General features: G+C 70.9%; 20 protein-coding genes. 9 read left to right on the forward strand and 11 right to left on the reverse strand.

Translation table 11 applies throughout. The annotated features are described in order from the left end of the window. Window positions 1–191 precede the first annotated feature (191 nt). The 4 genes from ABS78_RS16850 to ABS78_RS16865 form a co-directional block, all read right to left on the reverse strand. On the reverse strand, window positions 192–401 hold the full coding sequence (locus ABS78_RS16850; RefSeq protein ID WP_293381906.1) for a hypothetical protein: 210 nt from the start codon (window positions 399–401) through the stop codon (window positions 192–194). A 138-nt stretch (window positions 402–539) separates the two neighbouring features. After that, a complete protein-coding gene (locus tag ABS78_RS16855) occupies window positions 540–1,706 on the reverse strand; it encodes a LuxR C-terminal-related transcriptional regulator (protein WP_293381909.1) in 1,167 nt (388 codons plus the stop codon). A gap of 40 nt (window positions 1,707–1,746) precedes the next feature. Further along, window positions 1,747–4,266, reverse strand: coding sequence for an FtsX-like permease family protein (locus ABS78_RS16860; RefSeq protein WP_293381912.1), 2,520 nt, complete (start codon window positions 4,264–4,266; stop codon window positions 1,747–1,749). Continuing rightward, window positions 4,263–4,952, reverse strand: coding sequence for an ATP-binding cassette domain-containing protein (locus ABS78_RS16865; protein WP_293381915.1), 690 nt, complete (start codon window positions 4,950–4,952; stop codon window positions 4,263–4,265). The genes ABS78_RS16860 and ABS78_RS16865 overlap by 4 nt, the downstream gene beginning before the upstream one ends. A gap of 66 nt (window positions 4,953–5,018) precedes the next feature. Here ABS78_RS16865 and ABS78_RS16870 point away from each other — a divergent pair, with 66 nt between their 5' ends. Beyond that, window positions 5,019–5,690 carry a GDSL-type esterase/lipase family protein gene (locus tag ABS78_RS16870; protein ID WP_293381918.1) on the forward strand — a complete coding sequence of 224 codons (672 nt, stop codon included), beginning with the start codon at window positions 5,019–5,021 and terminating at the stop codon, window positions 5,688–5,690. Between the two features lie 38 nt (window positions 5,691–5,728). Next, window positions 5,729–6,586, forward strand: a complete 858-nt coding sequence (locus ABS78_RS16875) for an MBL fold metallo-hydrolase (RefSeq protein WP_293381921.1) — start codon at window positions 5,729–5,731, stop codon at window positions 6,584–6,586. A gap of 6 nt (window positions 6,587–6,592) precedes the next feature. Here the strand turns inward: ABS78_RS16875 and ABS78_RS16880 are convergent, their stop codons facing one another. Further along, the gene (locus ABS78_RS16880; protein ID WP_293381924.1) at window positions 6,593–7,297 is read right to left on the reverse strand and encodes a hypothetical protein; all 705 of its coding nucleotides are present in this window, start codon (window positions 7,295–7,297) and stop codon (window positions 6,593–6,595) included. Between the two features lie 329 nt (window positions 7,298–7,626). Continuing rightward, on the reverse strand, window positions 7,627–8,841 hold the full coding sequence (locus ABS78_RS16885) for a cytochrome P450 (protein WP_293381927.1): 1,215 nt from the start codon (window positions 8,839–8,841) through the stop codon (window positions 7,627–7,629). A 124-nt stretch (window positions 8,842–8,965) separates the two neighbouring features. On the opposite strand from ABS78_RS16885, the gene ABS78_RS16890 reads away from it, so the two are divergent. Both ABS78_RS16890 and ABS78_RS16895 read left to right on the forward strand, forming a co-directional pair. After that, on the forward strand, window positions 8,966–9,538 hold the full coding sequence (locus ABS78_RS16890) for a LemA family protein (protein WP_293381930.1): 573 nt from the start codon (window positions 8,966–8,968) through the stop codon (window positions 9,536–9,538). Then, a complete protein-coding gene (locus ABS78_RS16895) occupies window positions 9,535–10,710 on the forward strand; it encodes a DUF3137 domain-containing protein (protein WP_293381933.1) in 1,176 nt (391 codons plus the stop codon). Before ABS78_RS16890 ends, ABS78_RS16895 begins: the two co-directional genes overlap by 4 nt. Window positions 10,711–10,876: 166 nt before the next feature. On the opposite strand, the gene ABS78_RS16900 is transcribed toward ABS78_RS16895, so the two are convergent. Then, a complete protein-coding gene (locus ABS78_RS16900) occupies window positions 10,877–12,007 on the reverse strand; it encodes a zinc-binding dehydrogenase (protein ID WP_293381937.1) in 1,131 nt (376 codons plus the stop codon). Between the two features lie 643 nt (window positions 12,008–12,650). On the opposite strand from ABS78_RS16900, the gene ABS78_RS16905 reads away from it, so the two are divergent. Next, on the forward strand, window positions 12,651–14,105 hold the full coding sequence (locus tag ABS78_RS16905; RefSeq protein ID WP_293381939.1) for an HWE histidine kinase domain-containing protein: 1,455 nt from the start codon (window positions 12,651–12,653) through the stop codon (window positions 14,103–14,105). 78 nt (window positions 14,106–14,183) lie between these two features. After that, on the forward strand, window positions 14,184–14,693 hold the full coding sequence (locus ABS78_RS16910; RefSeq protein ID WP_293381942.1) for an FKBP-type peptidyl-prolyl cis-trans isomerase: 510 nt from the start codon (window positions 14,184–14,186) through the stop codon (window positions 14,691–14,693). Window positions 14,694–14,756: 63 nt separating this feature from the next. Here ABS78_RS16910 and ABS78_RS16915 read toward each other — a convergent pair whose 3' ends face one another. Beyond that, window positions 14,757–15,506, reverse strand: a complete 750-nt coding sequence (locus ABS78_RS16915) for a hypothetical protein (protein WP_293381945.1) — start codon at window positions 15,504–15,506, stop codon at window positions 14,757–14,759. A gap of 298 nt (window positions 15,507–15,804) precedes the next feature. On the opposite strand from ABS78_RS16915, the gene ABS78_RS16920 reads away from it, so the two are divergent. After that, the gene (locus ABS78_RS16920) at window positions 15,805–17,592 is read left to right on the forward strand and encodes a long-chain-acyl-CoA synthetase (RefSeq protein WP_293381948.1); all 1,788 of its coding nucleotides are present in this window, start codon (window positions 15,805–15,807) and stop codon (window positions 17,590–17,592) included. Here ABS78_RS16920 and ABS78_RS16925 read toward each other — a convergent pair. Together ABS78_RS16925 and ABS78_RS16930 are read right to left on the reverse strand one after the other, a co-directional pair. Continuing rightward, complete coding sequence (locus ABS78_RS16925) at window positions 17,589–18,617, reverse strand: MerR family transcriptional regulator (RefSeq protein WP_293381951.1); 1,029 nt, start codon at window positions 18,615–18,617, stop codon at window positions 17,589–17,591. The two genes, ABS78_RS16920 and ABS78_RS16925, sit on opposite strands and share 4 nt — an antisense overlap. Before the next feature lie 57 nt (window positions 18,618–18,674). Next, complete coding sequence (locus tag ABS78_RS16930; protein ID WP_293381954.1) at window positions 18,675–20,165, reverse strand: PAS domain-containing protein; 1,491 nt, start codon at window positions 20,163–20,165, stop codon at window positions 18,675–18,677. 98 nt (window positions 20,166–20,263) lie between these two features. On the opposite strand from ABS78_RS16930, the gene uvrC reads away from it, so the two are divergent. Further along, a complete protein-coding gene (gene uvrC / locus ABS78_RS16935; RefSeq protein WP_293381957.1) occupies window positions 20,264–22,147 on the forward strand; it encodes an excinuclease ABC subunit UvrC in 1,884 nt (627 codons plus the stop codon). Window positions 22,148–22,178: 31 nt separating this feature from the next. Here the strand turns inward: uvrC and ABS78_RS16940 are convergent, their stop codons facing one another. Further along, a complete protein-coding gene (locus tag ABS78_RS16940; protein WP_293381960.1) occupies window positions 22,179–22,949 on the reverse strand; it encodes an SDR family NAD(P)-dependent oxidoreductase in 771 nt (256 codons plus the stop codon). 185 nt (window positions 22,950–23,134) lie between these two features. On the opposite strand from ABS78_RS16940, the gene ABS78_RS16945 reads away from it, so the two are divergent. Continuing rightward, the gene (locus tag ABS78_RS16945; RefSeq protein ID WP_293381963.1) at window positions 23,135–25,906 is read left to right on the forward strand and encodes a TonB-dependent receptor; all 2,772 of its coding nucleotides are present in this window, start codon (window positions 23,135–23,137) and stop codon (window positions 25,904–25,906) included. The last annotated feature ends 383 nt before the right edge of the window (window positions 25,907–26,289 follow it).

Below are 26,289 nucleotides of genomic sequence, written 5' to 3' on the forward strand. Positions count from 1 at the left end.
AAAATTTCACCGGACGTGACCCGTGGCGCGCGGTTCTGGCGCCTTCAAACCATGAGCGGACTCTCGAGGCGGGATCCGCTCGCCCGTCGGCGCCGCCGCGGCTTCCGGTCCCGTGTCATCCGGGATGCCGGGGCGGCGTCCGACCCCGCCTCGAACCGAAACCATCCTCCCGGTTTCAGATCATCGGCCGCTCACTCTTCGGCTTCTGCGCCCACGCGCGCGGGCCACACGCGCACGGCCACCGCCGCCGCCACCGAGCCCAGCACCGCCGCGGCCGCGCCCGCCATCTGCACGGGCGTCATGCCGACCGCCGCGAAATGGCCCGTCATTGCGCCCGACACGAAGACCAGCGCCGCCGAGCTCCACTCGGCCAGGTCCTGGTTTGTGAAACGGACGTTCATGCGCGCACTCCGGAAAAGGGGACGATATCCCACGCCATCCTCGCGCAGGGCGAATGCCAAAAGGTTGCCGACCGCGCGATGCGACACGGTTGCGCAGCGGTGCGGCGACGGTGCGGCGACGGGGCGGCCGGGCGCCTGTTATCGCCGCGCGCCACCGGCGGCGAGCAGCTTGGCGACGGCGTGGATGCGGTTCACGGCGCCCAGTTTGCGGCGGGCGTTGTCCACGTGGAAGCGCACGGTGGTTTCAGACAGGCCCAGGATGACGCCGATCTCCCAGTCGGACTTGCCTTCGGCCACCCAGGTGAGGGCGTCCCGCTCCCGCGAGGTCAGACGCGGGTCGTCGCCGGCCCCCGCTTCGGCGCAGGTGACGATCACCGCCGGCTGCTGACGGAAGACCGCCAGCCGCTCCGAACGCCCCCGGATTATCTCGACCGACAGGGGTGGTCGCCCCTCGGTTCCGGACAGCATCAGGCTTCCGTCGCGCCGCGCCGTCGGGTCGCGCGCGGCGGCGGCGGTGATCAGGCCCTCCAGCCGCTCCGAATGGTCCCCTGTGGCGGTCAGGCGCCCGCTGGCGACCGACAGGTCGTCTCGGTTCGCCAGCAAGGCCTCGGCGGCAGGGGTCATGCGTTGAAGCCGGCCATCTCCGTCCAGCAGGAACACGGCCGCCCCGGCCACGGCGTGCTCCAGGTCATCCTCCGCGAGCCCGCTCGACGCCAGCCGCTCGGTCATGCGGAAGGCCCGGCGCAGATGGCCGTGCAGCCGTTGCGCCTGCGCCAGCTCGGTGTGGCCGAAGGGTTCGCGTCCCCGCGGGCGATTGACGGTCAGGGAGCTGACGTCGAAGCCGTGCGCGGCCAGGCGGACGATCATGAACGAATGGATGTCCTGCGGGCGCATGAAATCATTGTAGTATTCCCGCTGCGCCAGGTCGGCCTTGGGCATCCAGGCCTCGTCCGTAAGGATGGTCGGCGTCCAGGCCGCCATGAAGGCGTCCGGGTCCGGCGCGTTCGAGAACGGGTTTATGCCCGCATAGTGTTCGGCGTAGAGCGTGGCCATGTCGGGATCGATCCGCGCCAGCACGCCTTCGCCCGAACCGTCGGCGACACTCAGCCGCGAGAGCCAGGCGCCCGAGCCCCCGAGCAGGTCGGCGAACTGCTCCATGGCGCACGGCCACAGGCCCGGCTCCACGGCGGCGGCGTAGAGCAGATCCAGGAATCCATCGTCCTGAGCGTGCGGCACGGCGGCGATCTTTTCATCCGGCGATGCGGAACCCTCCCAGGCTACACCGTGGCCGCAGTCCTGCGCCATGCCGCGCGCCCGCTGGGCGAGCGGAATTCCCCTGCGGCGCCTATGCGCCGCGCAGGGCGGCGGCCGGGCGCTTCGACAGCGCCTGGAACGAGGCCAGCAGGCCGCCGGCGCCCGCCAGGGCGGCCGCGCCCGCCAGCAGCGCCGCCACGCCGCCCCAGTCCACGCTCCAGGTCGCCTCGAACACCTGGGTCACGACCGGCCAGGCGGCCGCATAGCCCAGCGCCACGCCCGCCGCGCCCGCGACGAGGCCCACCAGGCCGTATTCCAGGACATAGGCCGCCAGCACCTGGGTCCGCGAGGCGCCCAGCACCTTCAGGATCGCCGCCTCCCGCGTCCGCTCCTGCGCCCGCGCCGCTATGGTCCCGGCCAGCACCAGCAGGGCCGCCAACAACGCCACGGCCGCCGCGCCCCGGACCGCCAGGGCCACCTGATCGAACAGCTCGGTCGCCGCCTCGAGCTGCTCGCGGACCGAGATCACGTTCACCTCCGGGAAGCTCCGGCCCAGGGCGCGGACGATCCGCTGCTCCTCGTCGCGGCTGGCCTTGGCGATCGCCACGTGTCGCGGCGCGGCGCCCTCCAGCGCGGTCGGCGTGACGATGAGGGGGAAGCTGGCGCCGAAACTCCCGAAATCCACGTCGCGGATCACGGCCAGGGTGGTCTCGATCTCGGCGCCCAGGACCGAGAGGGTGACCTTGTCGCCCACCTTCAGGTTCATGCCGCGCGCGGGCTCCTTCGACATCGCCAGCAGGGGAACGCCGTCGTGGTCCGCCGGCCACCAGCGCCCGCTCAGGATGTTCGCGTTCGGCGGTTCGGGGCCGATGGCCGAGAGGGTCACGTCGTTGTCGTAGGCCCAGCGGACGTTCGCCGGCACGCGCTCGGGCGTGACGGGCTCGCCGCGCACGGCGATGATCCGGCCGGTGAAGTAGGGTGCGCGCAGATAGGTGTCGGCGGTCGGCCGGCGGCCGTAGGCGCGGGCGAATTCGGCGTCGAAGGCGGCCGCGCGTTCGCCGGGGATCTGGGTGAAGACCAGGGCCGGCGCCGTCTGGGGCGCGATGCTGGAGATCTGGGCCAGCAGGCTGGACTGGATCAGGACCACGGCCGCCAGCAGGGCCACGCCCAGGCCGATGGCCGGCGCCGCCGTCCGGGCGGCCGAGCGCGGGCCGGCCAGATTGGCCAGCGCGATGCGCATCGCGCCCCGCGCGCCGCCCCTCAGTCGTCCCGCCAGGGCCGCCGCGGTCCAGCCGAAGGCCCAGAGGACGAGGAAGGCCGCCGCCACGCCGCCGATCATCACGCCGGCGGCGAACGGGGTGGGCGCGGTCACGACCGCCAGCGCCCCCAGCCCGGCTGCGGCCAGGCCGGCGGCGATCAGCTCGGGTCCCGGTCGCAGGCGGCCCGACAGGTCGCTGCGGAACAGGCTGGCCGGCGGCGTGGTCCGCGCCCGCGCCAGGGGCGCCAGCGCGAAGGCGGCCGCCGAAAGCAGGCCGAACGCGGCGGCCTTCAGGAGCGGGGCGGGATAGACGGCGAACAGGGCCGGGACCGGAAGCTGCGCCTGGATCGCGGCGCCCAGCAATAGCGGCGTGGCGGCGCCGACGACGAGGCCGATGGCCACGCCGGCCAGCGCCAGGAGGCCGATCTGGGCCAGGTACATGTTGCGGATCAGGGCGCTGTCGGCGCCCAGGGCCTTCAGGGTCGCGATGGCGGGCTTGCGTCCGTCCACATAGGCGCTGACCGCGCCGAACACCCCGAGCCCGCCGGCCACCAGGGACGCCAGGCCGATGAAACCCAGGAAGTATTCGAGCTGGTCGATCATCCGGCTGACGCCCGGTGCGGCGTCGTTGCGGTCGCGCACGCGGTAGACGCCCTTCATCGCCTTGCCGATCTCGGCCTTGGCCTCGGCCAGCGAGACGCCGGGCGCCAGCGCGATCCGCGCCGTCTGGGCGAACGGCAGGCCCGCCGTCAGGAAGCCGCCCGACTCCAGCGCGCCGGTCTGCGCCAGCACGCGCGGTCCCAGGGCGAAGCCGCGCGCGAGCCGGTCCGGCTCCGCCTTGAGGATCGCGGTCGCCTGCAAGGTGACGTTGCCCACCAGGAAGCGGTCGCCGAGCTTCAGGTTCAGTCGCTCCAGCAGCGACTCTTCCACCGCCGCGCCCCACACCGCCGCGCCCTGCCTGGCCAGCGCGGCGTCCAGCGACGGCGCGCCTTCGATCGTCACCGCGCCGGCCAGCGGATAGACCGCATCGACGCCGCGGAACTCCACCAGTCGGCGCTCGCCGGTCGGCGCCTCGCTCATCGCCTGCACGGCGACGGCCACGCTCACCCGGCCCAGGCGGTCGAAGAGCGCGCGCTCCGCTGGGGTGAAGCGGGTCTGCCCGCGTGACACCGACAGGTCGCCGCCCAGGATCTGCCGCGCCTCGGTGGCCAGTCCCTGCCGGAACGCCTCGGCGGTCGAGCTGGCGGCGGCGATGGCGGCGACGCCCAGCGCCAGGCAGGCCAGGAAGATGCGGAAGCCCTTGACGCCGCTGCGCAGCTCCCGGCCGGCGAACCGCATCCACAACGGGATCACGCGGCCTCCGCGGCGGCCTCGGGCCGTCCGTCGCGAAGCGTGACCACCCGCTGCGCCCGGTGGGCCAGGGTGGGGTCGTGCGTGACCAGCAGCAGCGCGGCGCCGGTGTGCTCGACCAGCTCGAACAGCAGGTCGGCCACGTGGCGGGCGTTCTTCGAATCCAGGTTGCCCGTGGGTTCGTCGGCGAAGATCAGGGCCGGGCTGGGCGCCAGCGCGCGGGCCAGGGCGACGCGTTGCTGCTCGCCGCCGGAAAGCTGGTGCGGATAGTGCCGTCGCCGCCCGCCCAGTCCCACGCGGTCCAGCCACGCGCGCGCCTCGGTCATGGCGCCCTGCCGGCGGGAGATCTCCATCGGCGCGGCCACGTTCTCCTCGGCGGTCATGTTGGGCAGGAGGTGGAACGACTGGAAGACCAGGCCCACCCGCCCGCGGCGCAGGCGGGCGCGGCCATCCTCGTCCAGCCGACCCAGGTCCTGGCCGAACAGGCGCACCGTCCCCGCCGTCGGGCGCTCCAGGCCGGCGGCCACGGCGATCAGCGAGCTCTTGCCCGATCCCGAAGGCCCCACCAGCGCCATACGTTCGCCGTGCGCAAGAGTCAGGGACAGTCCGCGCAGGATCTCCACCGGCCCCGCCGCGGACGGCAGGGTCAGGCTCACGTCGTCGAGGACGAGCGGCGGCGTGTCGGTCAAGGCGGTCCTCGGGTCGGGGCTTGCGGGAACGTTGTGCGTATCGGGCTTCTCTTACATAGGACGATCATGGCCGAGCCAAGACCCAGCCGCCGCGCGCTTTTCGCGGTTCCGCTCTTTCTCGCCGCCGGGCCGGTTCTGGCGCAGCCGGCGCCGCGTCAGCCCGGCCCGCGCGGCGCCCCGGGCCCGCGCATCGTCACGCTGCTGGGAGACTCGATCACGGCCGGCTACGGCCTGCCGGCCCAGGCCGCCCTGCCGGCCCAGCTCCAGGCCGCCCTCGCGCGGCTGGGCGCGAACGTCCTCGTCAGGGGCGCGGGCGTGTCGGGCGACACCACGGCCGGCGGTCTCGCCCGCGTGGATTTCAGCGTGCGCAAGGACACCGACGTCGCCGTCGTCGCCCTGGGCGCCAATGACCTGCTCCAGGGCCTGGACCCCCGTCGCACCCGCGCCAACCTCGACGGCATCGTCAGGAAGCTCAAGGGTCGGGGCTTCGGCGTGGTGCTGGTCGGGATCGATGCGCCGGCCCAGATCGGCGGCGGCTACGCCCGCGACTTCAATGCGGTCTTTCCGGCCGTGGCCCGCGCGCATGGGGTGACCCTGTATCCGAACCTCCTCGACGGCGTGGCCCGTCGGCCGGCGCTCAACCAGGCCGACGGCATCCACCCCAACGCCCGCGGCGCCGCCATCATCGCCGCCCGTCTGGCCCCCGTGGTCGCCAAGGCGCTCGCGGCCCGGCGCTAGGACGTGGCACACTCCCGGCCAAACGGGAGGAGAGGGCGATGCTGAAGTGGCGGGTGGGCGAGGTCACGATCACGCGGATCGTCGAGATGGAGACCACGGGCGGCACGCGCTTCCTGCTGCCCCAGGCGACCTACGAGGCGGTGCAGGACATCCCGTGGCTGGTCCCGCACTTCGCCGAACCGGGCGGCAAGCTGAAGATGAGCATCCACGCCCTGGTGGTCGAGGCGCCGGGCCGGCGGATCATCGTCGACACCTGCATCGGCAACGACAAATCGCGCGAAATGGGGCCGTGGAGCCATCTCCAGACCACCTTCCTGCAAGACCTCGAAGCCGCCGGCTTCGCCCGCGACAGCATCGACACGGTGCTCTGCACCCACCTGCACGTGGATCACGTGGGCTGGAACACCATGCGGGTGGACGGCGCCTGGGTCCCGACCTTCCCCAACGCCCGCTACCTGATCGGCCGCGCCGAGTACGAGCACTGGGCCGCCGAAGAGGCGGGAGTGGAGGACCTGTCCACCTCCTATTTCCACGACAGCGTGAAGCCGGTCTGGGACGCCGGCCTCGTGGACCTCGTGGAGACCGACCATGTCGTCTGCCCCGAGGTCTCGCTGGAGCCCACGCTGGGCCACACGCCGGGGCATGTCTCGATCCGCATCCGATCCGGGGGCGAGACGGCGCTGATCACCGGCGACTTCACCCACCATCCCTGCCAGTTCGCCCGGCCGGAGTGGGCGGCCCAGGTCGATTACGACCCGCAGGCGTCCACCGCCACCCGACGGCGGGTCTATGCGGCGCTGGAGGGGACCGACACCCTGGTCATCGGCACCCACTTCGCGGCGCCCTGCGCGGGCCATGTGGTGAAGGACGGCGAGGTCTGGCGCCTGGAGGTCTGAGCCGGATCAGCGTGGCAGGCTGAACAGCGCCCGGTCCGGCGTGATGAGTTCGATCTTCTCCAGCCGGCGCTCGACCGGCCGTGCGCGGCCGTCGCCCGTGATCGTCACCAGGAACGGCAGCATCAGGCGGCCGACCCGGCGATAATCCCCGAACTCCAGCGTCAGGGTTTCGGCGCCTCGGCCCTCGACCATGCGGCCCGGCAGGCCGGTGGCGCGGTCGAACCAGATCTCGCGCGGGGCGCCCGCTTCGGGGTGCACCCGCACCACGTCGAACGACTTCCCGCCGGCGGGCCGCACGCCCAGATAGGTGCTGCGGAAGTCGAAGCGTCCGGGGAAGAGGTAGCCATAGGCGCCGAAGAACGCCTCGGAGCGCGCGCGGGCCATCAGTTCGGCGTCCGAGCCCGGCGGCCGCGCCCTGCCGAACGGCTGCCACCAGGCGCCGTAACCGTTGTAGCCCTGCATGAACCGCTGCGGGCCTGCGCCCACCTCGGTGCGCTCGCCGTACCGGAGCGTGTCGATCCAGCGCTGGTAGGCCAGGCCCCCCTCGGTTCCGGTCTCATGGAAACCGCGCACGCCGGCCCAGGCGGCCGAACCGCCCATCGCCGTGCGCGCCTTTTCCAGCACCGGCGGCACGCCCGGCCCGTACTGCGCCAGCGCCGCCGCGGGCGCGGCCAGCAGGAGGAGAATCGCGAAGAGGAATCGGAGCGCCATGACTCCAGAGCCAACGCCGCGAGCGTGTCGTCAATGGGGCGTCGCGAAGCAGGTGCGGGTCCGGTTTGGGATTCCGCCTCGGACCCGCACGAAGAGCGCGAGCGGGTGGGCCGTCCCCGAGCCTCCGCACGAGCGGAGGCTCTGACAGGGAACCACGGACCATCACCGACCATCACCGACCATCACGGACGGTTCCCGGCGCCCTGTCCGTGATGGTCGATGATGGTCCGTGGTCTTCGAAAAGGCGCTCGCCGCTTCACGGCGTCGCCGGGCCCGACGCCGCGCTCTTCGCGGCTACGCTCATGCGGTCCGTGGCCGGATCGCGGGGCTCAGGCCACGCGGAACCGCACCGGCATCGCCTTCGGCCCCGAGATGAAGTTCGACGGCAGCCATTCCACCGGCGCGGCCCGCTCGAAGTCCCTCATCCGCGTCAGCACCTCGCGCAGCATGGCGTCGATCTCGATGCGGGCGATGTGCTGGCCAAGGCAGCCGTGCGGCCCGGTTCCGAAGGCGATATGCGGGTTCTCCGTCCGCGACAGGTCCAGCGTCTCGGGATGCGCGAACACCGCGGGATCGCGGTTGGCGGCGCCGAAGTACATCACCACCTTGTCGCCCTCGCGGATCGTCTGGCCGCCCAGCTCGGTGTCTCGCTTCGCGGTCCGGCGCATGTAGATCACCGGGCTGGCCCAGCGGAGGAGTTCCTCGCGCGCGGTCGGCAGGCGGGCGTCCAGGTCGGCCATCAGCCAGGCGTACTCGTCCGGGTTCTCCATCAGGGCCAGCAGCCCGCCCGACAGCAGGTTGCGGGTCGTATCCCCGCCCGCGTCCACCAGCAGCAGGAAGAACAGCAGGAACTCCATGTCCTCCAGCCGGCGCCCGTCCACCTCGCAGGCCAGCAGCCGGGACGCCAGGTCGTCCCCCGGCCGCGCCCGCTTCTCGGCGATCACCCGGCCGCCGTACTCGAACATCTTCATCACCGCCTGGGCGCCGGCGCCGGGCGGCAGCGCCTCGGGGGCGGTGTGGATGATCTCGGTCAGCTTGTAGAGCTCGCGCCCGTCCTCCAGCGGCAGGCCCATCAGCTCGGCGATGACGAACGAAGGCATCTCGCCCGCCACCTGATCGACGAAGTCGCATTCGCCCCGGCCGCCGGTCGAGCGGTCGATCACCGCGTCCACGATCTGCGTCGCCAACGCCTGGATGCGCGCCTGCCGCAGCCGCGCCGCCGGCTCGGTGAACTCGCTGCGGATGAGCTTGCGGAACGCCGTGTGCTCGGGCGGATCCATCATCAGCATCATCTTGTGGGGCCCGAACGCCGCCGCCTCGGACGCCGGGTCCTGGATCATGATGGTGGGCTCCGAGGAAAAGGTCTGGAAATCGCGATCCACGGCCCAGACGTCGGCGTGGCGGGTCACGGCCCAGAACCCCCGCCGGCCGGCCCCGTCCGGCTCCTCGTGCCAGCGCACCGGCGCATGCTCGCGCAGCCAGCCGAACTGTCCGTGCGGCTGGCCGCCGTCGAAGCTGCCGGGCGAGAGGAGGTCAATCCGCATGGCCGTATCCCCCGTATCTGCTTCCGCCCGTATCTGCTTCCGCAGGTGTTTCCCGGATTGGACGTGCTTGACCGCGGGTCACGCAAGTCCGCCAAATGGGACCCAGGGCGTGGAGGGCTTCCGGATGAACCTTGTGGTGTTGATCGCGATCGGCGTCGTCGTCGTCGCGCTGTACGTCTGGTACGCCACCATCGTCACCCGCCGGAACAAGGTGGCCGAGGCCCTCTCGGGCATCGACGTCCAGCTCTCCCAGCGCCACGAGCTGATCCCCAACATCCTGGCCATCGCCAAGCGGTTCCTGGCCCACGAGCAGGGCCTGCTGGCCGACATCGCCCGCCTGCGCACCACCGGCCAGGAGCGGATCGGGGCCACCGATCCCGCCGCCATCGCCGAGAAGTTCGCCGCCGAGAACCAGCTCTCCGCCGGCCTCGGCCGCCTGTTCGCCGTGGCCGAGGGCTATCCCGAGCTGAAGAGCGATGCGGTGATGGTCCGCGCCCAGGCGACCTACCAGGAGGTCGAGACCAACGTCGCCGCCGCCCGCCGCTTCTACAACGCCTCGGTCACCGACCTGCGCAACGCCTGCCAGATCTTCCCGGGCCAGCTCGTGGCGGCCTTGGCCGGCGTGGGCCAGCTTCCGCCCTTCTTCGAGGCCCCCGCCGAGCATCGCGGCGCGGTCAACGCCGCCGACCACCTGTGAACGCCCGGCCGCCCGGGGGGGCCGCACGCGCGCTGGCCCTCGTCCTCCTCGTGGCGGCGCTGGCCTGGGCGGCGATCCTCTTCGGGGCGGTGCGTCAGCAGCCGGGATGGGAAGGCTGGGTGTCGGGCCTGTTCGGCGGCGGCTTCATGGCGCTGCTGATCGCCGCCGCCGGCGCCTGGGGCGTGCTGTTCACACTCCGGCGTGCGAACCGCCCCGCCGCCGGCCCGCCGCAGCTCTTCCTGGCCGAGGGCGAACTGGCCCAGGTCCTGGCCGAACTGGAAGAGGTGCGCGAGCGCACGAAGCAGCAGATCCACGCCGGCGCGCTCTGGCGCATCCCCGTCTGCGTTGTGGGCGTCATCGCGCTCTGGGTGCTGGGGCAGACGGGTGACGACCCTCCGGACGTCTTCGACCTGATCCTGTTCATGGGCGGCGCCGTGCTGGCCGGCTACGCCTGGGCCGCCTGGGCCCTCTCAGAGGCCTATCGCCGGCTCTACAAAGCGCGCGTGCTGCCGAAGATCGCCGCCGACTTCGGGGCGCTCACCTGGCGCCACGCCCAGCCGCCGCTGGACGAGTACCGTCGCCACCGCCTGTTCCCCGACTGGGATTCCGCCCACGCCGAGGACGAGATCCACGGCGAGTATCGCGGCCTGCCGCTGTCGATCATCGAGCTGAAGCTGATCCGCGGCTCGGGCAAGAACCGGCGCACGGTCTTCAACGGCCTGGCCGCCGCCGTCACCCTGCCGCGCGGCCTCTCGGGGACGACGGTCGTGGTGCCCGACAAGGGCATGTTCGGCAACTTGGCGGAGCGCATGCGGGGCGGCCCGTGCCAGCCGGTTCGTCTGGAGGACCCGGTCTTCGAGAAGGCCTACGAGGTCTACGCCTCGGACCAGATCTCGGCCCGCGCCCTGCTGACGCCGGCGTTCATGGCGCGGTTCATGGCGTTGGCGGAATCGGGCCGGTTCGGCGCGCCGGCGGCGCTGATCCAGGACAACCGGCTGATCATGGCCCTGGCCGCGACCCACGGGCGCAACCTGTTCGAGCCGCCCAGCTACCGCAAGCCGGCCGCCGGGCGCGAGGCGCTGACCCAGCTCCACGACGACATCGAGGCCGTGCTGCGCGCCGCCGACGCGGTCATCGACCTGGACCAGGCCGCCCGCCTCCAGCCGCGCTGACGTCCCGCAGCTTCAGCGTGCCGCTTCGGGCCACCCGGGCTGGCGCGGCCCTTGCAGCGCGGGACGCCGAAGCCGCGACGGAATGTCATTCCGGAACAGCTTCCCCGCCAACACACTCGGCCGGACGGAACCCTTGACCGTCCGGCCGTTTCTTTTTCCGCCGGCCTCAGAGGCCCTTGGTCGGGACGATCAGGTACTTCGAACCGGTGCTCTTGGCCTGATAGGCGCGGATCACCTCCGGCTTCAGCACCTCGGCCAGGCTGATCTCGGCCGTGTAGTGGCTGGCGAACGTGGTCTTCAGTTCGTCGGCCACCCGCTGGCGCAGGCGCTGCGTCCCCGCTGCGCCGAGCTTGGCCAGGAACGGCGTCAGCAGCCAGCCCCCCAGGCCCCAGGTGAGGCCGTAGTTGCGGGCCAGCTCCGTGGGACGGACATCCAGCGAGCCGTAGATGTACACCTGCTTGTAGGTGTTGGAGCCATAGCGGCTGTAGGCGTCGGCCTTGGCGCTGGCCGCCACCTCCATCGCCGAGAGGATCTGGCTGGCCAGCTTGCCGCCGCCGATGGCGTCGAAGGCCAACGTCGCCCCGGTCTCGGCGATCGCCGCGGTCAGTTCGTCCTGGAAGTTCGGCGAGGTGGAGTCGACCACGTGCTTCGCGCCGGCGTCCGTCAGAATCTTCGCCTGCTCGGCGCTGCGCACGACGTTCACCAGCGACACGCCGTCCTTCAGGCAGATCCGGTTCAGCATCTGGCCCAGGTTCGACGCCGCCGCGGTGTGGACCAGGGCGGTGTGGTTCTCCATCCGCATGGTCTCGACCATGCTCAGCGCCGTCAGCGGATTGACGAAGCACGACGCCCCGTCCGCCGAGGTCGCGCCCTCGGGCAGCGGCAGGACGTCGGCCGCCCTTACGGTCCGGTACTGGGCGTAGAGCGCCCCGCCCAGCAGGGCCACGCGCTTGCCCACCAGCGCCTGGGCGGCCGGGTCCGAGCCGGCGGCGATCACCTCGCCGGCGCCCTCGTTGCCCACCGGCATCGAATGGCCCACGCGCGCCGCGAGCGCCTTCAGGAAGTGTTGCGGCACCTTGGCGGTGGTCACGCCGTCCTTCTGCGCCAGGGTGGAGAGATCGGCCGGCCCCAGCAGCAGGCCCAGGTCCGAGGGGTTGAGCGGGGACGCCTCCACGCGGACCAGAACCTCGTCGGCCTTCGGCGGATCGACGGGCGTGTCGGCGAGCCGAAGCTCCAGCACGCCTTCCGGCGTGACGAGCGAGCGCAGTTGCAGTCCCGATTGCGGAATTCCGGCCATATGGGCGTCCCCTGATTTTACGATGTCAGCCATCGCTGATGGCCGTCCGCGCGCAGGATGCCAAGGCCCGAATGCAGGAAGCGACCAGATTTGCGTGAAAGGACGGGCGGCCGGGGAGGGCCCGCAAGCAAGCCAGGGGACTCGAGCAAGCCGGGGGATTCGAGCAAGCCAGGAGACTCAAGCAAGCCAGGAGCCTCAAGCAAGAAAGGCGACCCTTTCGGGTCGCCTCTGCCGCTTCTTCAGATCCGCACGGACCCGAAGGTCCGGAAGCGCTGCGGGGGCCCCACGCCCCGACGGGGACTTGCATCCGCCGCCGTTGGCCAACCTCTTCCTCCAAAAGCGGGCTGTGGACAAGTCCGCACGCCCGTGAGGCGATGGTTTCACCTCAGGATGTTGCGGCGACGCCACGCCCCGAAAAGGCCCCATTCCCGACCTTCCGCGAACACAGGCGGCGCGCCTACTGCATGCGTCGGCTGGCCCGCATCCGGTCCGGATCCTGAACAGCCCCCCAGCCCCCCAGACCGGGCGCCCGGTCAGCCGACGCCCCATTGCTCCCGGCGAACTTCCCCGCAAATCCTGGCGGCCGTAAGGTCACCCTTGCCGTCTTCCCGCGAGAGCGGGATAACTTTGCTCTCAAACGGGCATGCGTGGACAGATTGTGGGCGGGCATGACAGCGAGCCTTCGCGCGGCGGGACGGGGGTGTCCGATGCGGTGCTGACCGCATTGACCCAGGCGCCGCTGGGCATCGCGATCTTCGACCGCGACATGCGCTACCTGGCGGCCTCCAGCCAGTATCTCACCGACCAGGGCCTGCCGCCGGACCTCCCCATCGCGGGACGCGCCCACTACGACCTGTTCCCCGACATTCCCCGGAAGTGGCGCGACCTCCACGCCCGCGTCATCCACCAGGGCGTGGAGGTGCGTCACGAGGCCGACCTGTACGAGCCGGCGGGCGGCGGCGCCCAACGGATCCGCTGGCTCGCCGCGCCCTGGCGCGATCCCTCGGGCGCCGTCGGGGGCCTCATCCTCTACACCGAGGCGGCGAACGCGCGGGTCGAGGCCCAGCGCCGGATCGAGGCGGCCGAGGCGCGCTATCGCGCCGTGTTCGACCAGGCGGCGATGGGCGTGGCCCTGGTGGCGCCCGACGGAACCTTCCTGGAGGTGAACGATCGCTTCTGCGAGATCTGCCGCCGCCCGCGCGCGAGCCTGATGGGGCTCAGGTTCCACGACATCACCCATCCCGACGACCTCGACGCCGACCTCGACCTCGCCGAGGCTCTCCTGGCGGGCGAGACCCGCTCCTTCAGCATGGAGAAGCGCTACGTCGATGCGGCGGGCGAGCCGGTGTGGGTCGAACTCACGGTCTCCCTCGTGCGGACCCCGGACGACACCCCGGACTATTTCGTCTCGGTCATCGCCGACATCGGCGCCCGCAAGCAGGCCCAGGCGGCGCAGCAGCGCTATCAGGACCAGCTCAGGCTGATGATCAACGAGCTGAACCATCGCGTGAAGAACACCCTGGCCACCGTCCAGTCGATGGCCGCCCAGACGCTGCGCGTCGAGCCCGATCCGACCGCGGCCTACGGCAAGTTCGAGGCCCGGCTGATGGGTCTGTCCGAAGTCCATGCGGTGCTGACGCGCGAGAAATGGCACGGCGCCGACCTGCGCGAGGTGGCCGAACGGGCGCTGACCCCGTTCGGCCAGGCGTCGGGCGTGGTCTCGGCCGAGGGACCGGACGTCTGGCTCACGCCGGGCGCGGCCCTCACGATGGCCCTGGTGTTCCACGAACTGGCCACCAACGCCGTCAAATACGGCGCCCTCGCGCGCGAGGGCGGGCGGGTCGAGATCACCTGGCGTGTGGATGGCGAGCCGGCGCGTCTCGACCTCCGCTGGCGCGAACGGGGCGGGCCGCCGGTGACGCCGCCGACCCGGCGGGGGTTCGGTTCGCGGCTCATCGAACGCGCCCTGGCCGGCGATCTCCGGGGCAAGGCGGTCATGGTCTTCGCGCCCGACGGGCTGGATTGCCGGCTGGAGGCCGTGGTGACGGCTCCGTCCGACATGCCGGGGGCCGAGGCGCGGGGCCTGGACGACATGTAGGCGCCGGCGTCGGAAGCAATCCGGGACAGCCGGCGGGGAGGGCGCTACCACCGGCGTGCAGACAACTTCGGACCCGTCATGATTCCCAAGCCGATCCGTCCCGTCCTCGGTGGGCTCGCCGCGCTCGCGGCCGGGGCCTGCGCCGTCACGCCGGCCTCGCCGCCCGTGACCTACTCCGGGACCCCGCAGGAACAGTGGGTCCAGGGCCAGCGCGCGTACGAGGCCTGGAGCGCGGCCCGCCGGGGATGGCGCGTCACCGGGTCGGGCCTACAATACCGCCGCCTCAAGGCCGCCGGGGCCGACGCGCCGCGGCCCGCGCCCGGCGCCACGGTGACGATCCACTACGTCGGCCGCTTCATCGACGGGCGCGAGTTCGACTCCTCGCGCCGGCGCGGCCAGCCGGCGACCTTCCCGCTGCCGCAACTCATCCGGGGCTGGCAGGAAGGCGTGCCCATGATGCGCGTGGGCGAGGTCTGGGCGTTCGTGATCCCCGCGCCCCTCGCCTATGGGGAACGCAGCCGCGATCCGATCCCGCCGGGCAGCACGCTGCTGTTCGAGATCGAACTCGTCGACATTCCGGGAGCCTGAGGCCGTGCAAGCGAAACGGCGCCCCCGTGCGGGGGCGCCGTCCCTGTCCCGGTCAGTTCCGCATCAAAGCGGAGGCGTGATGTCCGGCGACGGGGTGGTCTCGGCCGGACTGACCGGGTTGACGGGTTGGGGAACCGGCTCGGCCTGGATGGGCGTCGGCATCGGCGGGGCGGCGCTCTCGACCGGCGCCGCGTTTTCGACCGGGGGCGGCGCGGCCACCGAGTCCGGGTTCAGCGTCGTATAGGGCTGCGGGCCGTCCGGCAGCGCGGACGACGCCGAGGCGTCCAGCCCGCTTTCGTTCACGCTGGGAGCCGCGGCCGGCGCCGCGGGGCGCGTGCGCGCGACGGGGGCCGATCGCGCGGGAACCGGATCGTTCACCGTCGGGGGCGCCGCCCCGGGGCCGGCGACAGGCGCCGCGACATCGGCCGCGGCCGGGGCCATCGGAGGCAGCGGGGCGGGCGCGATGGGCGCGGTGGCCACTTCCAGCGCGGCGGTGTCGCCGGGCGCGATCTCGGGAACCCCGGCGTCCCGGGTGATGAACCAGCCGGCGGCGCCCAGGGCCACGAGGCCGGCGACACCGGCGGTCAGCGCGACCGGCGCGACGGAGGTGCGTTGGCCCGTCTTCCGGGCGCGGGGGGGCGCATCCGCCGGTTCGTAAGCCGAAGCCTCGGCGGCCATCGGCGCCGCGGTTTTGCGGCCGAGGCCGGGGCGGCGCTTGCGGTTACGGTCCCAGACCGGCTGGGCCGCGAACATCACGCCTTCGCTTTCGGTCACTGAATTCGCGCCGCTGGGGCGGGTATATTCCATCGACATGATTATCCCTCCAGGACTGTGTCGGGAAATTCAAACGGAGTTACTCCAACTAGGTTCCGGAATGCGCGAATTCAGGATCTCTCGCCCTGGAATTATGAGATAAATACATAAGACTGCTTGGCTGTGGCGGCCGAAAACCAGTCGGAAAGCCGCCGTCGCGCCGCCACAATTGCGGCCCTGCTCGCCGCCCTCTGCTGGCGGGGGTCGCCCGACGACGCCGGGACTCCATCAAGTCCACGGCGCCGCTTGACCGCCCTGACCGGCGCTCGCCAAGCTGGCGGTCCGACGGGAGGTGCGGATGCGGTTCAAGGCCAGGCTCAAACGCGACTGGCGATTCTGGCAGGGGCTCAATCGGACGCTGAAGCGGGTGAAGTCCATCGCCCGCGACAGCGGCGACCTGCTCTGCGACGACCTCCAGGCCGCCGTCGATCGCTGGCGGAACGAGCGGGCCCTGACGTTCGAGGGGCGCACGCTCACCTATGGCGAGATGGACGCCATGGCCAACCGCTACGCCCACTGGGCCAAGGGGCTGGGTCTGCGGCGCGGCCAGACGGTGGCGCTCTTCATGCCCAACCGGCTGGAGTATTTCCCCGTCTGGTACGGCCTCAGCAAGGTCGGCGTGGTCACCGCGCTCATCAACAACCAGCTCGCCGGCCAGCCGCTGGCCCACTGCCTCAACATCTCGGGCGCGTCCCACGTCGTCGTCGATCCCGAGACGTCGCCCGTCTTCGAGCAGGCCAAGGACGGCCTCGAACGACCGATGCAGCAATGGGTTCTCGGTCCCGCCCAAGGCGACCAGCGGGACCTGGTCCAGGCGCTCAAGAGTTGCAGCCAGCTTCCGCCCGACCGTTCTGTGCGCGAGGACATGACGGCGTCCGACACGGCGCTGCTCATCTACACGTCCGGGACGACGGGCCTGCCCAAGGCGGCCCGCATCACCCACATGCGAGCCCAGCTCTACATGCGCGGCTTCGCCGGGGCGACGGGGGCGACGGCGAAGGACCGCATCTACGTCGCCCTGCCGCTCTATCACGCCACCGGCGGCCTCTGCGCCCTGGGCGCCGCCCTGCTCAACGGCGGTTCGGTGGTCCTGCGGCGGAAGTTCTCGGCCACCCACTTCTGGAAGGATATCGTCGCCGAGGGCTGCACCATGTTCGTCTACATCGGCGAGCTGTGCCGCTACCTGATCAATCACGAGCCCGACGAGGACGAGACCCGCCACAAGATCAGGCTGGCGTTCGGCAACGGCCTGCGCCCCGACGTCTGGCCGAAGCTGAAGCAGCGCTTCCGCATCCCCGACATCCTGGAATTCTACGGCTCCACAGAGGGCAACGTCAGCCTGTTCAACTTCGACGGCAAGGAAGGGGCCATCGGCCGCGTGCCCAAGTGGATGCGCGGCAAGGTCAACATCCGGCTCGTCCAGTACGACGTCGAGACCGAGAGCGTGATCCGTGGGACCGACGGTCTCTGCATCGAATGCGGGCCGGGGCAGGTGGGCCAGTGCGTCGGCAAGATCGCCGGCGACGCCCGCACCGAGTTCACCGGTTATCTCGACCGCGCCGCCTCCGAGAAGAAGATCATCCAGAACGTGCTGGCGCGCGGCGACGCCTGGTTCGCCACCGGCGACCTGATGAAGATGGACGCCGAGGGCTACTTCTATTTCGTGGACCGTATCGGCGACACCTTCCGCTGGAAGGGCGAGAACGTGTCCACCGGCGAGGTGGCCGAACGCCTCTCCGCCTTCCAGGGGATCGAGGAAGCCAACGTCTATGGCGTCGAGGTCGAGGGCGCCGACGGCCGCGCCGGCATGGCGGCCCTGGTGATGGACGGCGCCTTCGACGCCAAGGCCTTCGGCGATCACGTGGCCCAGGAGCTGCCGCCCTACGCCCAGCCCCTGTTCGTCCGCCTGCTGCCCCGCATGGACACCACCGGCACCTTCAAGCTCCGCAAGGTCGACCTGGTGGAGGAGGGCTACGATCCGGCCCGGATCAAGGGGCCCCTGTATTTCCGCGATCCCAAGAAGGGCTACATCAAGCTCACCAAGGCCGTCTTCGACCGCCTGGCCTCAGGGGCGGTCAAGGTCTAGCCGGCCTGCGCCGGGAGATTTGGACGCCACGCGACCATGCCGGCCGTTCGCGTCCGGACCGCCGGCGGGGCCAGGCAGCCGGCCACCGCGTCGTAGCCCGATGCGCCAGGACGCGGCGTCACCATGATCGGCGGGCTGTGGTTGGCGGGGCAGTAAAGGATCGCTTCGTCCATTGCGGTCGCCTCCAGGTCCAGCATCGCCGACGAGCGGGTCATGAGAAACAGCGCCGGCGCCCCAGGCTCGCGGCGCCGCAAGTGCGCGGCCACGGCCCGCTCCGTCGCCTCGTCGAGCCCATGTTCGATCATATCGACTACAAGCGCGGCAGGAGCATGGTCCTCCAGCGCGCCCAGCAACTCGGAAAGCGCGGCGCTGTCGGTGGCCCCGTCTTCGATCAGCCAGGCTTTGGCCGCATCGCGCCGGGCCGCGAGTTCGGGAGTGTCGACTGCCGTAGGGGCGGCCCGCCGCTCCATCGGCAGGAACACGCCACCCGGAATGTGTTCGGCGATGGCGCGGGCAAGGCGCGTCTTGCCGCTGCCCAGTGGGCCCGTGATCCATGTCAGAGGTGCGCTTTGGCGAAGTTCGAACCGCTCGCCGCCCCAGGGCCAGGGCAGGTCGAATGTGCAGACCGGCCCGGCCTCCTGGCTAGCCAGACGCGTCAGGTCCGAGATCGTCGGCGCCCGGCCGTCCGCCAGCGCCTCGCGCAAGGCGCGCACCTTGCTCACCCGATGGGAGACAGCGCCCAGTTCGGCCTCCAGTCGCGCCTGATGCGTCGCCAGGGCCGGTTCCAGGCCTGCCGTGTCGCCGAGCAACGCCCGCCGTACCTGAGCCAGGCTGAACCCCAGACCGCGCAAGGCCGCGATCTCGCCGGCGCGCTGCATCTCGTCCGGCCCATAGGCGCGCCAGCCTGCCGGCGTCCGTCCCGGTGAGATGAGGCCATGTTCCTCATAGATCCGCAGCGCCTTCTGAGAGACGCCAAGCCGGCGCGCAGCTCCGGCCGGGAGGAGAAAGAGGTCGGATGCCGACATGAACCACCTCGCGGATTGCTGACCGGCCCTGCTATCCGGCCCACCCCCGGGGCCGGGTCAACCCCCTTGGAGCGGCAGTGCGATGCGACAGGTCAGCCCGTCCGCCGCCAGCGACAGGACGGCGCGTCCGCCGAGCTGGCCGGCCAGGCTGCGCTCGATCAGCCGCCAGCCGAAGCCGTGTCGTGGCGCGGCTGTCGGCTTGGGTCCGCCGTGCTCGCGCCAGGTCAGGTCGAGGCGGGAGTGGGCCACGGTCCAGGTCGCTTCGACCCGCCCCTCGGGCGTGCTCAGGGCGCCGTGCTTGGCGGCGTTGGTCGCCAGTTCGTGGAACACCAGCCCCAGCGCCACCGCCTCGGCCGGCGAGAGCGCCACCGCCCGCCCCGCCAGTCGGAAGCGTCCCTCGCCATACGGGGCCAGTTCCGAGCGCAGGACATCGGCCAGGCCGGCGCTCTCCCAGCGGGCCGCCGTCAGCAGGTTGTGCGTGTTCGACAGCGCCAGCAGGCGCGCTTCGAACGCCGCCGGGAACGCGGCGGGGTCCGGCGTGGCGCGCGCGGTCTGGCGCGCGATGGCCTGCACGGTCGCCAGGGTGTTCTTCACCCGGTGGTTCAACTCGTCGATCAGCAGCTTCTGCTGGCGTTCGGCCAGCACCCGGTCGGTGATGTCGCTGCCTTCCACGAACACGCCCTTCACGTCGCCGTCGTCGCCCAGCACGGGCTGGTAGACGAAGTCCACGAAACGTTCCTCCAGCGTCCCGTCCGAGGTCCGCTGCAGGCGCGCGGGCATGGCCCGCCCGATATAGGGGCGGCGGCTCTCCATCACCCCTTGCAACAGTTCGGTGAAGCCCTGATCGCGCAGCTCGGGCAGGGCGTCGTCCACGGTCAGGCCGATGATCGGCCGGTCGCCGACCAGCTGCATGTAGGCATGGTTGGCCAGGACGAACTTCAGGTCCGGGCCCTGCAGCAGCGCCATGAACCCCGGCGCCTGCATGAACAGCGCCCTCAGGTCCTGGGTCTCCCCCAGCAGCACCCGGTGCGCGGCCTCCAACTCCATCACCCGCTGCAGGATGTCCTTCTCGCCCGGCTCCGGCTCCGACAGCCCGAAGGCCATGTCCTTCAGCCGCGCCAGTTCGGTGACGTCCACGGTGTTCTGCACGATGAACCGGGTGCGCCCCGCCGCGTCGGTCAGCGGCGTATGCACCACCGTCCAGTAGCGCATCTCCATCCCGCCGCCGCGGCTTTCGGGCCGGGCGATGGGATAGGGCAGCAGGGCCAGGGTGTCGCTCCGTCCGGTGTCGAGAACCCGCTGGAGCGACTCCCGCAGGCGCACCCCGTTCTCGCCCGGCTCCGGAAAGAGATCGAAGAGCGGCTGGCCGATCATCGCCTCGCGCGGCCGCTCGACCACGGCGCAATAGGCTGCGTTCGCTTCCACCATCCGCAGCCGCTGATCCACCACCATGTAGGGGCTGGGCAGGGCGACGAAGAGGCTTCGGAAATCTATGGCGGAGCGTGGAACGTCATCGTTCTCTGCCGCGTCGGCGTCGTCCACGCGCATTGGGGTATCCGTGTTTCTCCAGCGGCAACGCTTGGCGATTGCGGCCGTTCCCGCGACCGCACGGGAAAGCCGCGCCGGACTCGCCTATATTCCGCCCGATGCCGGATTCCCCCGAAGCGCCCGCCGCCCTGAAGGGCGCCGCCCTGATCAAGGACGAGGTCCGTCGCCTGCCCGATCGGCCGGGCGTCTACCGCATGGTCGGCGAGGACGGCGAGGTGCTCTATGTCGGCAAGGCGCGCAGCCTGAAGAAGCGCGTGGTCCAGTACGCCCAGGGCCGTTTCCACACCCAGCGCATCGCCCACATGGTCGACGCCACGCGGGCGATGGAGTTCGTCGTCACCCGCACCGAGACCGACGCCCTGCTGCTCGAGATCAACCTCATCAAGCAGCTCAAGCCGCGCTTCAACGTCCTGCTGCGCGACGACAAGTCGTTCCCCGAGATCGTCATCCGCCGCGAGCACCCGGCCGCCCAGCTCCGCAAGCATCGCGGCGCCCACACCATCCGCGGCGACTACTTCGGCCCCTTCGCCAGCGCCGGGGCGGTCAACCGCACGCTCAACACCCTCCAGAAGGCGTTCCTGCTGCGCTCGTGCTCGGACAGCGTCTACGAGAGCCGCACGCGCCCCTGCATGCTGCACCAGATCAAGCGCTGCGCCGCCCCCTGCACCGGCCTCATCGCCCTCGACGACTACAACGCCCTGGTGGAGCAGGCCGGCGACTTCCTCCGCGGCCGGTCGCGCCTCGTCATGCAGCGCATGTCCGAGCAGATGCAGGCCGCCTCCGACGACATGGAGTTCGAGCGCGCCGCCGCCCTCCGCGACCGCATCCGCGCCCTGGCCAGCGTCGCCCAGGAGACCCAGATCAATCCCGAGAGCCTGGAGGAGGCCGACGTCTTCGCCCTCCATGCCGAGGGCGGCCAGGCCTGCGTCCAGGTCTTCTTCTTCCGCGCCGGCCAGAACTGGGGCAACCGCGCCTATTTTCCCAAGATCCCGCAGGGGGGCGTGGACAGGACGGACGAAGATCCCGACATCATGGGCGCCTTCCTGGGCCAGTTCTACGACGACCGGCCGATCCCGAAGCTGATCCTGGTCAACGTCGAGCCGGCCGAGCGCGAGCTGCTCGCCGAGGCGTTCCAGCAGAAATCCGGCCGCCGGGTCGAGATCGCCCGGCCCCAGCGCGGGGAGAAGAAGCAGCTCGTCCAGCACGCCCTCACCAACGCCCGCGAGGCGCTGGGCCGCAAGATGGCCGAGGGCTCGGCCCAGACCCGGCTGTTGGCCGGGGTCTGCGAAGCGTTCGGCCTCGAGGCCAGTCCCGAGCGGATCGAGGTCTACGACAACAGCCACATCATGGGGACCAACGCCGTCGGCGGCATGATCGTGGCCGGCCCCGAGGGCTTTCAGAAGACCCAGTATCGCAAGTTCAACATCAAGGGCTCCGACATCACCCCCGGCGACGACTTCGGGATGATGAAGGAGGTGCTGCGCCGCCGCTTCGGCCGCCTGGTGAAGGAAGAGGAGGAGGGGGCGGCCGATGTCGTCCGTCCCGATCTGGTGCTGATCGACGGCGGCCAGGGCCAGGTGGCCGCGGTGATGGAGATCATGGCCGACCTCGGCGTCGACGACATCCCCGTGGTGGGGGTGGCCAAGGGCCCCGACCGCGACGCCGGGCTCGAGCGCTTCTACATTCCGGGCAAGCCCTACTTCATGCTCGAGCCCAAGAGCCCGGTGCTCTACTACCTCCAGCGCCTGCGCGACGAGGCCCACCGCTTCGCCATCGGCAGCCACCGCACCCGGCGCGCGGCCGACATGAAGCGGAATCCCCTCGACGAGATCGAGGGCGTCGGTCCGGGCCGCAAGCGGGCCCTCCTGCACGCCTTCGGCAGCGCCAGCGGCGTCGCCCGCGCCAGCGTCGAGGACCTCGCCAAGGTGGACGGCGTCTCCGAGGCCCTGGCCGAGCGCATCCACGCCCACTTCCGGAAGTAGGCCCCCGGACCTCCCGCTCGGACGCCTCGGGCTACTTCAGCGCCCAGCCCCCGTCGACGTTCAGCACCTGTCCGGTGATGAAGCGCGCCGCGTCCGAGGCCAGGAACGCCACCGGCCCGGCCAGGTCCGCCACCTCGCCCCGCCGGGGGATGCACTGGTTGGCCACCACCAGGTCGAAGATGCTCCGGAGCTTCTCTTCGGACAGGGGGCTCCCGTCCTTCCGCGTCTGCGGCTGGATCAGGCCGGGCGCGACGGCGTTCACCGTGATCTCGTAGGGCCCCAGCTCCCGCGCCAGCGACCGGGTCAGGCCCACGACGCCGCCCTTGGACGAGATGTAGGGGACCATCTCGGTGGGAAGTCCGTGGTCCAGCGTGGTCGAGGTCACGTTGATGATGCGTCCCCGCCGGGCGGCCTTCATCTCGGGAATGACCGCGCGGGCGCAGAGCCAGCTTCCCGTCAGGTTCACCGAGATCGCCCGGGTCCACTGCTCGACCGAGAAGGTCTCCGCCGCCTGGGTCGGCGCGAACAGCCCCCCGGCGTTGTTCACCAGCACCGAGATCCCGCCAAACGCCCTGCGCGCCTCGGCGACGCCCGCCTCGACCGAGGCCTCCGACGACACGTCCATCTCCACGGCGACGGCCTGTCCGCCGCCGTCGCGGATCGACCGGGCCACGGCCTGCGCGCCCGCCGCGTCGATGTCGGCGACGATCACCGCCGCGCCCTGGGCGGCGAAGGTCTCCGCATACCCCCGCCCCAACCAACGCGCGGCGCCGGTGATGAGCGCGACCTTGCCGTCCAGCATCTGCGTCTCTCCGTCCGACATCCAAATAATTAGAAATCTAATGAATATGGCCGACTTCGGCCCTCGGCAAGGGCCACGGCCGCGCGCGCCGACCCGGTTCGCGACACAATTGGTTCATCCGACCGTTTCGCAAACGTCGCAACGCCCTCTTAGTGAGCGACCCCTCACCAGGGGGACTATCCGACATGCCCAAGACGACCCGCCCGCGCCTTATCGCGCGCCTTTTGGCCTGCACCGCGCTCGCCTGTCTTCCGGCCACCGCCTTCGCCGAGGACCTCGTCGGCGTCGTCACGAACGCGGCCAGCGGCAACGCGCTGGCGGGCGCCGTCGTGCGGGTGGGCGAGGCCGGTCGAGAATCGGTCACGGCCCAGGACGGCGGCTTCGTGATCGCCAACCTCGGGCCGGGCGACTACATCCTCGTCGTCACCTACGCTGGCCTGGACGCCCAGCGCATTCCCGTCACCGTGGCCGCCGGCGCACCCACCCGCCAGAACATCCGGCTGACCAGTGCGGCGGTGAACGTCGACGAGATCCTGGTCGTGGCCCGGCTCGAAGGCCAGGCCGGCGCCATCAACCTCCAGCGCCAGGCGCCCAGCCTGCGGACGGTGGTGTCCGCCGACGCCCTGGGCCAGATCCGCGAGGGCAACATCGGCGACGCCCTGGTCCGGCTCCCCGGCGTCTCGGTCGAGACCCGCGCCGGCGTCCAGCGGACAGCGACCATCCGGGGCCTGGCGCCCCAGTACAACACCGTCACCGTCGACGGCCTGCGCATGACCAACGTCGACGGCAACCGCGACATCGCCCTCGACAGCTTCCCGGCGAACATGCTGGCGCGGGTGGAGGTGGTCAAATCGCCGACCGCCGACATGTCGGCCGACGCTATCGGCGGCACGGTGAATCTGGTGACGAAATCGGCGTTCGACCGTCGGGGCCTCGTGATCGAAGGCGCGGCGGGCGGGACCTACAACGACCTGCGGGGCAACTGGAACTACCAGGCGGGCGCCACGGTCTCGAACACCTTCGGCGCGGACGGACAGTTCGGTCTTCTCGGGTCGCTTTACTACTTCCGTGACGAGCGCGGCTACGACGTGATGCAGACGGGCTACGACGTCGACGCCCAGGATCGGAAGACGATCAACCGGACATTCTATTACGACCGCACCGAGATCAAGGACAAGATCGGCGCGGGCCTGACGTTCGACTTCCGGCCCACCGACAGTACGCGCGCGTTCCTGCGCGGCATCTATCACTACGACTACCGGGACCTGAATCACCAGGGCACGGACTATCGGCCGAACGCGGCCACCCTGGCCAATGTCACCCCGGACGGCGCCACCTCCACCGGCGGGCGGATCGACACCATCGCCTTCTACCGCGAGCCGAAGAACGTCTTCCAGATGTACTCCGGCGGCGCCGAGCATCGGGCCGGCGCCTGGACGGTGGACGGTCGCGTCGCCTTCTCGAAGGCGCGCAAGACCTATCCGGTCACGCTGCAACTGGTGAACTCGTTCAACGGCGTGAACCTCGCCTACGACCGGTCGGATCGCGACTTCCCGGTCTTCACCATCACCAACAACATCGATGTCACCGACCCCAGCCGGTTGGCGTTCCGCCAGTTCGACACCAATCAGGTGCCGCGGACCGAGAAGGAGTGGTCCTTCGATTCCAACTTCGCCCGCGAGTTCACCGGCGCCGTGCCGGTCCGCATGAAGGGCGGCGTCCGGGTGACCCTGAAGGACGCCGCCCAGGCCCAGCCGCTGACCGTCCGCTACACCGGTCTCGTCGGCGTGCCCGTCGCCGACCTCCTGGAGCCCCTGTCCAGCCCCGACTTCATGAAGGCGTCCGACGGGCGGGCCGTCCTGGTCGGCTTCACGCCGGACTGGCGGAAGTACCTCCAGCTTCAGCAGACCAACCCCGGCGCCTTCACCCAGACCGCCGCCGCCCGCCTGTTCACCGAGGAGACCCGCGCCAACGCCGACTTCACCATCGGCGAGGACATCTATGCCGGCTACCTGATGGGCACGATCGACCTCGACGCCTTCCAGGTCGTCGCCGGCGCCCGCGTCGAGCACACCAAGGTGTCGAGCGAGGCGAACGCGGTCGTCACCAACAACGGCGCCATCCAGTCCATCACCCGGGTGAGCGACTCCAACAGCTACACGAACGTGCTGCCCGGCGTGCAGGTCCGCTACACGGCGATGGACGACCGTCTGGTCCTGCGGGGCGCCGTCACCCAGTCGATCTCGCGTCCACCCCCGGGCGATCTCGTGCCGTCCCGGCAGGAGAACGCCCAGCTGAACCAGCGGATCATCGGCAACCCCAACCTGAAGCCGGCGGAATCGCTCAATCTCGACGCCTCGGCCGAGTACTTCCTGCCCCCGGTCGGCCTGGTCTCGGCGGGCGTGTTCTACAAGGACATCTCCGACTTCGTCTTCAGTTCCAGCCGCATTGCCGCCGATGGCGTCGACGAGCGGACCCGGCAGAACGGCGAGGGCGGGAAGGTGACCGGCGTGGAGGTGGCCTGGGTGCAACAGTTCACCAGCCTGCCGGGCCTGTTCTCGGGCCTGGGGATCGAGGCCAACTACACCTGGCTCGACTCCGAGGGCGCCTATCCGGGCCGCACCGAGGACCTGCCCCTGGTCAACTCGCCGCGTCACACCCTGAACGGTGTGGTGTCCTACGTTCAGGGGCCGGTGAGTGTCAGGTTGTCCTACAACTATCTCTCCAAGCGGCTGGAGTCGGTGGGCGCCCGCGCCGCGCTCGACGTCTACAATGCGAAGTCGAGCGTCTGGGACGTCGCGGTCAAGGTCCGCGTGCGCGACCGGCACAGCGTGTTCTTCAACGTCAAGAACCTCACCGACGAACCGACGATCCAGTACCAGGGCGGCCGTTCCGACCCGACGCTGCTCACCTACTACGGCCGGCAGTTCAACTTCGGTGTGAACTTCGATTTCTGACGGGTAGGGCGGCCGGTCCCCCGGCCGCCTGCCTCCCCGACCTCTCGGGTTGTCCCCAAAGGGCCTCCCCGACGCCCGTTCACCCGTCATCGCCTCGTCATCCCCCACCCCTTCGTCATCGCCGGGCTTGTCCCGGCGAGCCAGAAGCACGGGTGGCGGAGGGGGGCGCCCCACGCCTCGCCGCGCCGCCATCCGATTCCCGGCGTCTCTGGATGGCCGGGACAAGCCCGGCCACGACGAGCGGAGAAGGGAGCGGAAGCAGAAAATCGCGGTGCGCCCGCTCGCCTACGTCCGCTTCTGACGTAGCGGGGTGGTTGGATGTCCCTCATGTCCGAGGGACCCGACATCGATACGCTGGCTCTGGCCACGCTCGACCGGCTGGC

Origin of the sequence: Phenylobacterium sp. SCN 70-31 (genome assembly GCF_001724605.1) — a bacterium.
Taxonomy (GTDB): Bacteria; Pseudomonadota; Alphaproteobacteria; order Caulobacterales; family Caulobacteraceae; genus Phenylobacterium.

Coding starts and splice junctions, on each gene's coding strand:
- ABS78_RS16850 (WP_293381906.1), bottom strand. CDS start 401: ATGAACGTCCGTTTCACAAACCAGGACCTGGCCGAGTGGAGCTCGGCG.
- ABS78_RS16855 (WP_293381909.1), bottom strand. CDS start 1,706: ATGGCGCAGGACTGCGGCCACGGTGTAGCCTGGGAGGGTTCCGCATCG.
- ABS78_RS16870 (WP_293381918.1), top strand. CDS start 5,019: ATGGCCGAGCCAAGACCCAGCCGCCGCGCGCTTTTCGCGGTTCCGCTC.
- ABS78_RS16875 (WP_293381921.1), top strand. CDS start 5,729: ATGCTGAAGTGGCGGGTGGGCGAGGTCACGATCACGCGGATCGTCGAG.
- ABS78_RS16880 (WP_293381924.1), bottom strand. CDS start 7,297: ATGGCGCTCCGATTCCTCTTCGCGATTCTCCTCCTGCTGGCCGCGCCC.
- ABS78_RS16885 (WP_293381927.1), bottom strand. CDS start 8,841: ATGCGGATTGACCTCCTCTCGCCCGGCAGCTTCGACGGCGGCCAGCCG.
- ABS78_RS16890 (WP_293381930.1), top strand. CDS start 8,966: ATGAACCTTGTGGTGTTGATCGCGATCGGCGTCGTCGTCGTCGCGCTG.
- ABS78_RS16900 (WP_293381937.1), bottom strand. CDS start 12,007: ATGGCCGGAATTCCGCAATCGGGACTGCAACTGCGCTCGCTCGTCACG.
- ABS78_RS16905 (WP_293381939.1), top strand. CDS start 12,651: ATGCGTGGACAGATTGTGGGCGGGCATGACAGCGAGCCTTCGCGCGGC.
- ABS78_RS16910 (WP_293381942.1), top strand. CDS start 14,184: ATGATTCCCAAGCCGATCCGTCCCGTCCTCGGTGGGCTCGCCGCGCTC.
- ABS78_RS16915 (WP_293381945.1), bottom strand. CDS start 15,506: ATGTCGATGGAATATACCCGCCCCAGCGGCGCGAATTCAGTGACCGAA.
- ABS78_RS16920 (WP_293381948.1), top strand. CDS start 15,805: ATGCGGTTCAAGGCCAGGCTCAAACGCGACTGGCGATTCTGGCAGGGG.
- ABS78_RS16925 (WP_293381951.1), bottom strand. CDS start 18,617: ATGTCGGCATCCGACCTCTTTCTCCTCCCGGCCGGAGCTGCGCGCCGG.
- ABS78_RS16930 (WP_293381954.1), bottom strand. CDS start 20,165: ATGCGCGTGGACGACGCCGACGCGGCAGAGAACGATGACGTTCCACGC.
- uvrC (WP_293381957.1), top strand. CDS start 20,264: ATGCCGGATTCCCCCGAAGCGCCCGCCGCCCTGAAGGGCGCCGCCCTG.
- ABS78_RS16940 (WP_293381960.1), bottom strand. CDS start 22,949: ATGCTGGACGGCAAGGTCGCGCTCATCACCGGCGCCGCGCGTTGGTTG.
- ABS78_RS16945 (WP_293381963.1), top strand. CDS start 23,135: ATGCCCAAGACGACCCGCCCGCGCCTTATCGCGCGCCTTTTGGCCTGC.